This window comes from Butyricicoccus sp. OF27-2pH9A, from assembly GCF_027693185.1.
Lineage (GTDB): Bacteria > Bacillota > Clostridia > Oscillospirales > Butyricicoccaceae > Agathobaculum > Agathobaculum butyriciproducens.
This window is the reverse complement of record NZ_JAQEXK010000015.1, coordinates 59061-66148: the sequence shown is the minus strand read 5'-3', so window position 1 is coordinate 66148 and position 7088 is coordinate 59061. Positions and strand designations below refer to the sequence as shown.

At 54.1% G+C, this 7088-nt stretch carries 3 protein-coding genes; 2 read left to right on the top strand and 1 reads right to left on the bottom strand.

Features of this window, described 5'->3' with window-relative positions; genetic code table 11:
- Positions 1–2088, top strand: a 2088-nt coding sequence (locus PG722_RS11275; protein ID WP_270580592.1) for a hypothetical protein, incomplete at its 5' end; no start/stop codon positions are given.
- 262 nt (positions 2089–2350) lie between these two features.
- Here PG722_RS11275 and PG722_RS11270 read toward each other — a convergent pair.
- A complete protein-coding gene (locus PG722_RS11270; RefSeq protein WP_270580591.1) occupies positions 2351–4930 on the bottom strand; it encodes a X2-like carbohydrate binding domain-containing protein in 2580 nt (859 codons plus the stop codon).
- 330 nt (positions 4931–5260) lie between these two features.
- Between PG722_RS11270 and PG722_RS11265 the strand changes: the two genes are divergently transcribed.
- Positions 5261–6988, top strand: a complete 1728-nt coding sequence (locus tag PG722_RS11265) for a phospho-sugar mutase (RefSeq protein WP_270580590.1) — start codon at positions 5261–5263, stop codon at positions 6986–6988.
- Positions 6989–7088: the final 100 nt, after the last annotated feature.

Here is a 7088-nt window from a genome sequence, read left to right as displayed (position 1 = left end):
CGTCAGTACGCTGCACAGCTGATCTACAACACCATTTTTGCTCCGACCGTTGTTCTTCGTGATGGCGTTTACACCAACGAGACCTATACCGGCGCTGACAACAAGACTGTTGGCGAGAAGTACATGGGTCTGAAGACTTCTATTGGCACTCTGAACGGTGTTGTTAAGGAGTCCAACAAGGACACCTACAAGCTGACCCTGACCATGACCACGGCTAACCAGAAGGACTCTGACAAGTACAAGGGTGACTATGTTTCTTCTTTCACCAAGGTTGCTAAGGACTACTCTGCTCTGACCAACCGTGTTGTTAAGGTTCTGTTCAAGGCTTCTGACGAAGTTTACGGCGTATTCGTAACCGACGACAGCTCCGTTCTGAACGGCGTTGTTAACGATTACGCAATCAACGGCGGCAAGCTGAAGTTTGATGGCACCAAGTACACCATCCTGAATCAGGGTGTAACCACTGGTAACGACCAGGAAGCTAAGGTAACTGAGGATAACACCGCTACTCAGAAGACCATCACCAAGTATGTAACTGACGCAACTGCAGCAACTAAGGCAGCTGACGTTAAGACCGTTCTGAATGATGACGACAAGGTTATCAGCATGGACGTTACCAAGTACATGGTTGGTAAGGTTTCCTACGTTGGCAAGGATTACGTAAACGTTGTTTACAAGGCAGGCTTCGGCGTTGCAAACTTCTCTGGCTATTCCAAGCTGGACAAGGATTCCTGCAACTCTGACGTTTCCGGCCTGAAGAAGGACGACTACGTTATCATCACCAACAGCAAGGTAAACTCCAAGCTGGACGCTGTTAAGGCTGACGTTGTTGAGGGCAAGATCACTTCTACCCGCGATAACAAGAATGACATCCGCATCGACAACAACTGGTACACTTCTGCACTGGCTTCTGGCGATGCTTCTAAGATTGCGCTGAGCAACACTGTTACTGTAGTAATCAAGAGCGGCTACGTTGTATACGTTGACGATTACAAGATTGGTTCTACCGACGTTGCTCTGATGATCGATGCAGCTAAGACTTCTGGCGTTGGCAAGAAGTGGCAGGCTGATATGCTCTTCCCGGATGGCGCCCGCAAGACTGTTGACATTGATGAGGATAAGTCTGATATCCTTTCTAGCGGTAATCTGGTATCCGGCCTGAAGGATAACTCGGGCAATGTTATCCCGACTCTGGTAACCTACTCTCAGTCTGGCAGCAAGTACGAGCTGGATCAGATTGTAATGGTTAACTCCAAGTATGCTGGTTACGATAACCATACTACGATTCCGGCAAATAGCTATGTTGATGACGGCAAGATCAAGAAGGCTGACAAGTCCACTCTGTCCTACATCAATGCTTCCGCTACCGTATTCGTTAAGTACGGCTCTGATGACTACAAGGTAGTTACCGGCGCGAACATGAAGAACTGGAGCGACAAGAACATCTTCTCCGGTGATATGCTGACCGACAATAGCGATGGTTATGCATACGCTAAGGTTGCATTTGTAAACACCAACAAGAATCCGTCTTCCGCTGACAAGACCTACGCTTACATCTTCGGTGTTGAGAACAACGCTAAGGATGCTAACAACAACGAGTACGTTGAGTACAACGTTTGGAACGGCACCGCGGCAACCACTCTGAAGGTTAAGCAGTCCGCTGGTTCTGCTTACGCAGAGGGCACCGTTGTTGAGTATACTCTGGATTCCGACGGCTACGCTGATTGCGACACTTATGTATACAACAAGGATTTTGCCAAGTCCACTCTGAACAAGGGTGCTCTGACCGGCTTCGCATGGGACAGCAATGGCAAGGATGGCAATGTAACCATCGTACGTGCAAGCGACAACAAGACCGCTGTTCGTGAGATCGACAAGAACGATACCATGGTACTGTTCGTTGATACCGACGGTCAGACCGGTGTTGCTGATGGTTCTCTCCAGACCGCTATCGAAATCTTCGATAACACTGGCGCTGTTACCGGCCACAAGAACAACGTAATGTTCTACTCTAAGGACGGCAAGACTCTGGACGTTCTGGTTGTTGACGTTACCAATGAGCTGGATACCGACGTTTACCCGAACTAATCAACCTCTGTTGATTACATTCGCCTAATCGGCAAAATCAAAACCCCCGAGGAAAATCTCCTCGGGGGTTTTCTTATCCCCTCACCCACCAGCGGTCTGCCGCCGCTCTGCGCTGTGCCGCAGGCCGCCCTTATTCCCTATCACACCCCAACCGCAAGCCGCTGTGCGCCGTTCTGACGCCCTTACGCCCTATCCCTCAGCCGCCTGTAAAAGCGCACAAAAAAGCCGCCCGGAAAACCGGGCGGCTTGCATTTTTAAGAAATTACTTGAGCTGTACGCGCTCACGAATCGAATCGGTTACGGAAAGCTGTACGCTCTGTGCGGAGTAGCCGGTGCACGCCACCTGCGCCACATAGCTGCCGCGCTTGAGGCTGAACGACGCCGTGCCGTCCGTGCCGGTGGTGATGCTCTTGCCGCCAACCGTGACAACCGCACCGGACAACGGTGCGCCGTACGCGTTGGTGACAACCAGCTGTACATTCTCGAGAATCTCGCCGGTCAACTTGACCGTGCGGCCTGCAGAGATTTTGACCGTCTGCGTAACCGCCGCGGTAAAGCGCGAATGCGTTGCCGTTACAACGTACGAGCCGCGCTTGACATAAACGGTTGCCGTGCCGTCTGAGCCGGTGGTCAGCGTCTGCGCTGCCGTGCCGCTCTCCGCGTCCGAAGGCGTGAAGGTGACGGACGCACCCGAAATCGGCAGACCGAGATCATCGACCACGGAAGCCGTCAGCGCGTAAGTGGTAACGTAGTTGACACGCAGCGTCGGGCTTTGACCCTTGCTCATCACAAAAACGAAATCCGCGTAGGATGCGCCGCTCTTGCCGAATTCCGCAACCGCAGACTTGCTGATCGTGACCTTGCTGCCCTCGATCTTGTACTGCCAGTTCTCCTCGAGCGTCTTGCCGTTCGAGCGGATATTCTTGAGCTTTGCACCGTCTACCATGTTAAGCGTTACCACCAGATCGGCGTAGCCGCCGGACGAGGTGTTCGCGTCAAAATCGATCGCGGACGGCTGTACTTCGTTCACCGGCGCGGTATCTACCACACTCAGCGAGCAGGTAAAGGACGAACCCTGATTGGGTACGAATGTAACCGTATAAGTGCCCTTGCTCTTCTTGGCAAGCGTCTCCTTGAGCAGACGAATCGTGCCGTTGGTTGCATTATAGGTGTAATCCGTGCCGCGCTCGAGCATCGTACTGCCGATTTTGACGGAATCCAGACGCGTGCCCGCCGGAAGAACGACGTTTACGGTCTGATCGGCATAGTTTGCGGACTGCTCGTACTTGTCAAAGGTAATCTGGCTCGGGCTGACTGCGCTCTGCGCCGAGTTGCTGACCGCCAGACCGATGGCTGCCTTGGAGCCGTCCTCAAAGGTCAGTTCTGCGGTGTAGGTGCCCGCCTTGAGCGTGGACAGATAGGTTTTGTACACGCGAATGCCGTTCTTGTCGCTCAGCAGGTTGTAATCCGTGCCCTGCTTGAGATTGGTGCCGTTGACCGAAACACGGGTCAGATCATTCTTGTCCGCGTTGAAGGTGAACTCGTAGGAGAACGCGATCGCGTCCTTGTTGTTCACGTCAATAGACAGCGTGGACGGAGAAACCGAAACGCTGGTGGACGCCGCAACGTCCTTGCCGGCAATCTTCGCGGTAACGCCGCTCGCCAGCTCAACGCTGGTCGGCTGCATGGTCAGCTCACAGCCGTTGGAGTTGAGCACCGCCTTCTGGACCGAGCCGCCGCCGGTGACAGTGGTTCTTCCGTTCGCGGTAAGCGTGCTGATGGAGGTACTGCCGGTCGTCAGGATGGTGCCGGTCTGCTCATTGGCAACGTCCCAGACAGCTGCATCCAGCGTCAGGCTGACGCTGCTGCCGTTCATTTTAAGATCGGAGAAGCCGCCTGCAGTCGCTGCCAGATTGCTCTCGGTCAGCGTTGCAGAGGTTTTTACCTCGGTGGTGCCGATGTTGGTGTTGCCGGTCGCAATGACCTGCGGGGTCAGTCCGGTCGGATTGGAGACGACCATCTCAAGTGCGGAAACACCGTCCAGCGTTACATTGCCGCCGCTGACGATGATATCGCCCGCAACGGTGACATCCTCAAGCGTTACATTGCCCGCCAGAACGCCCTCGGTGATGTACAGATTGCCCTTGATATCCGCATCGGCCAGCGTGCACGGTACGGAAATCGTAACGTTTTTGGTATCGCTCTTGAGCGTAGCCTGCGAGTACACGTTGCCGTTCTTATTCAGCGAGGTGCCCATATAGCCGTACAGCATTTTGGCGATTTCGCCTCGGCTGAGCGTGCCCTGCGGCTTAAAGGTACCGTTCGTGTAGCCGTTGATATAACCCTGCTTGACCGCTTCCGCAACGTAGGATTTGCTGTAATCGCTCAGCTTGGCCCGATCAGAGAACATATCCAGCGCAGACAGGTTAGCCGTCGGCGTGTACTTGTGCAGTCGGCCAAGGATGGTTGCCGCCTGCTCTCGGGTCAGCGTGCCCTCCGGCGCCATACGGTTGTTGCCGACACCGTTGATATAACCCTGCTTGACCGCAATCTGCACGGTTTCGTAGAAAACATCGCTCGAATGGACATCCGAGAAGCTGATATCCGCCTTTTCGGTAAAACCGAACGCGCGGTTGATGTATCGCATGAACTCCCAGCGCGTTACCTTGTCATCCGGACCGTAGTTGCCCGTGCTGGCAGACGGATTGATAATGCCGTTTTCATGCAGCTCGGTAATGTAGGACTTTGCCCAGTGGCCATCAATATCCGAAGCCGCAAAGGCAGCCGGCACGGTACTGACCAGCAGCGCCGCTGTCAATACGGCGGAAAGGACTTTTTTCAAAGCTATCACCTCTTATTATAATTTACCTTTATTCTACCATTCTTTTGTTTATTTGTGTACTGTTATTTTTATCTCGAGACAGGGCTTTTGTCTAAATAGACGGCCTGCTGCCGGTTTTGGTTCCGCATTTTCGCAGAATTTTCCGGTATCCTCACAGAACGTACAATTTCTGCTCTGCCGTTTTGTATATCATCACTCTGCTTCATGGAATCTTTTCACAAATTCGCGCAAAACCCCTTGCATTGACAGCCGGATATTGTATAATTTAGATAGTGGCAATCCGTCGGATGAAAGCGGCGATGCGCCAACTAACACGATGAGGTGATACCAATGGATTATATGTCGGAATACAAGCGTTGGCTGGACTGCTCTGCCCTCTCTGCGGACGAGCATGCCGAGCTGGCTGCTGTTGCAGATAATCAGGAAGAGATCGAAAGCCGTTTCTTTGCGCCGCTGTCGTTCGGCACGGCCGGTCTGCGCGGTGTACTGGGCGTCGGCCTCAACCGCATGAACCGCTTTACCGTCGGTCAGGCTGCACAGGGTCTGGCAAACCTGATCGTATCGAACGGTCAGGCCGCAATGGAACGCGGCGTTGCCATCGCATACGACTCCCGTCATTTCTCGGCCGAGTTCGCCAAGCAGTCTGCGTGCATCATGGCCGCAAACGGCATCCAGTCGCTGCTGTTCGATGAGCTGCGTCCGACCCCGGAGCTGTCCTTCGCTGTCCGTCACTACGGCTGCATCGCAGGCATCAACATCACGGCTTCCCACAACCCGAAGGAGTACAACGGCTACAAGGTTTACTGGGAGGACGGCGCACAGCTTCCTCCGGCCGAGGCAGACGTGGTTGCCAACGAAATGGCAAAGACCGATATCTTCACCGGTGTAAAAACTGCAGACTACGATGAGTCCGTCAAAAACGGTCTGATCCGTATTCTGTCTAAGGAGACCGACGAGGCTTACCTCGGCGAGGTTATTAAGGTTGCGGTAAATCCGGACTGCGTAAAGCAGGTTGCCGATGAGTTCAAGCTGGTGTACACGCCGTTCCACGGTGCCGGCTACCGTCTGGTGCCCGAGATCCTGCGCCGTCTGGGCTACAAGCACATTATCTGTGAGCCGGAGCAGATGAAGATCGACGGCGACTTCCCGACCGTTAAGAACCCGAATCCGGAGTACAAGGAAGGCTTTACGCTCGCCATCGAGCTGGCAAAGCAGAACGATGTTGATCTGATCATCGGCACCGACCCGGACTCCGACCGTACCGGCATCGTCCTCAAGGACAAGTCCGGCGAGTATGTCACCCTGTCCGGCAATCAGGTCGGCGTGCTGCTCACCGATTACATCATCACCGCAAAGAAGCTGACGAACACCATGCCTGCACATCCGGCGGTGCTCAAATCCATCGTTACCACCGAAATGGCACGCGCAGCGGCTGAAAAGAACGGCGTTGCGTGCTTTGATACCTTCACCGGCTTCAAGTTCCTTGCCGAGAAGATCAAGCAGTTCGAGCAGGACGGCTCGCACGAGTACATTTTCGCGTTTGAGGAATCCTACGGCTACCTGTGCGGCGATTATGCCCGCGACAAGGATGCCGTTACCGCTTCCATGCTGATCGCCGAGATGGCGGCTTACTACCGTACCCAGGGCAAGACCCTGTACGACGCAATGGAAGAGATGTACGAAAAGTACGGCTACTACTGCGAACAGACCATTTCGATCGTTATGCCGGGTGTTTCCGGTCTGCAGCGCATGAAAGAGCTCATGCAGGAGCTGCGCGACAAGCCGCTGACCCAGATCGGCACCCACAAGATCGATTACACCCGCGACTATATGCCGGGCACCCGCACCTGCATGGCAGACGGCAAGTCCGAGCCGATGGAGCTTAAGGGTCAGAACGTGATGTACTACGAGCTCGAGGGCGGCACAACCTTTATCATCCGTCCGTCCGGCACCGAGCCGAAGGTCAAGGTTTACATCATGGCCAAGGGCGCGAACAAGGCCGAGGCCGCAGAAAAGGTCGAGGCTCTGACCGCTGCAGCAAAGGAAATCGTAAAGTAAGCCATCTGCAGTAAAAATCCAGCAGCGCTGAATGCAGCCGAATTCCGGTTCGGCTGCATTTTTCCGGAATCACCTTGATTACCGAAATTATTATACCTTA

Coding starts and splice junctions, on each gene's coding strand:
- PG722_RS11265 (WP_270580590.1), top strand. CDS start 5,261: ATGGATTATATGTCGGAATACAAGCGTTGGCTGGACTGCTCTGCCCTC.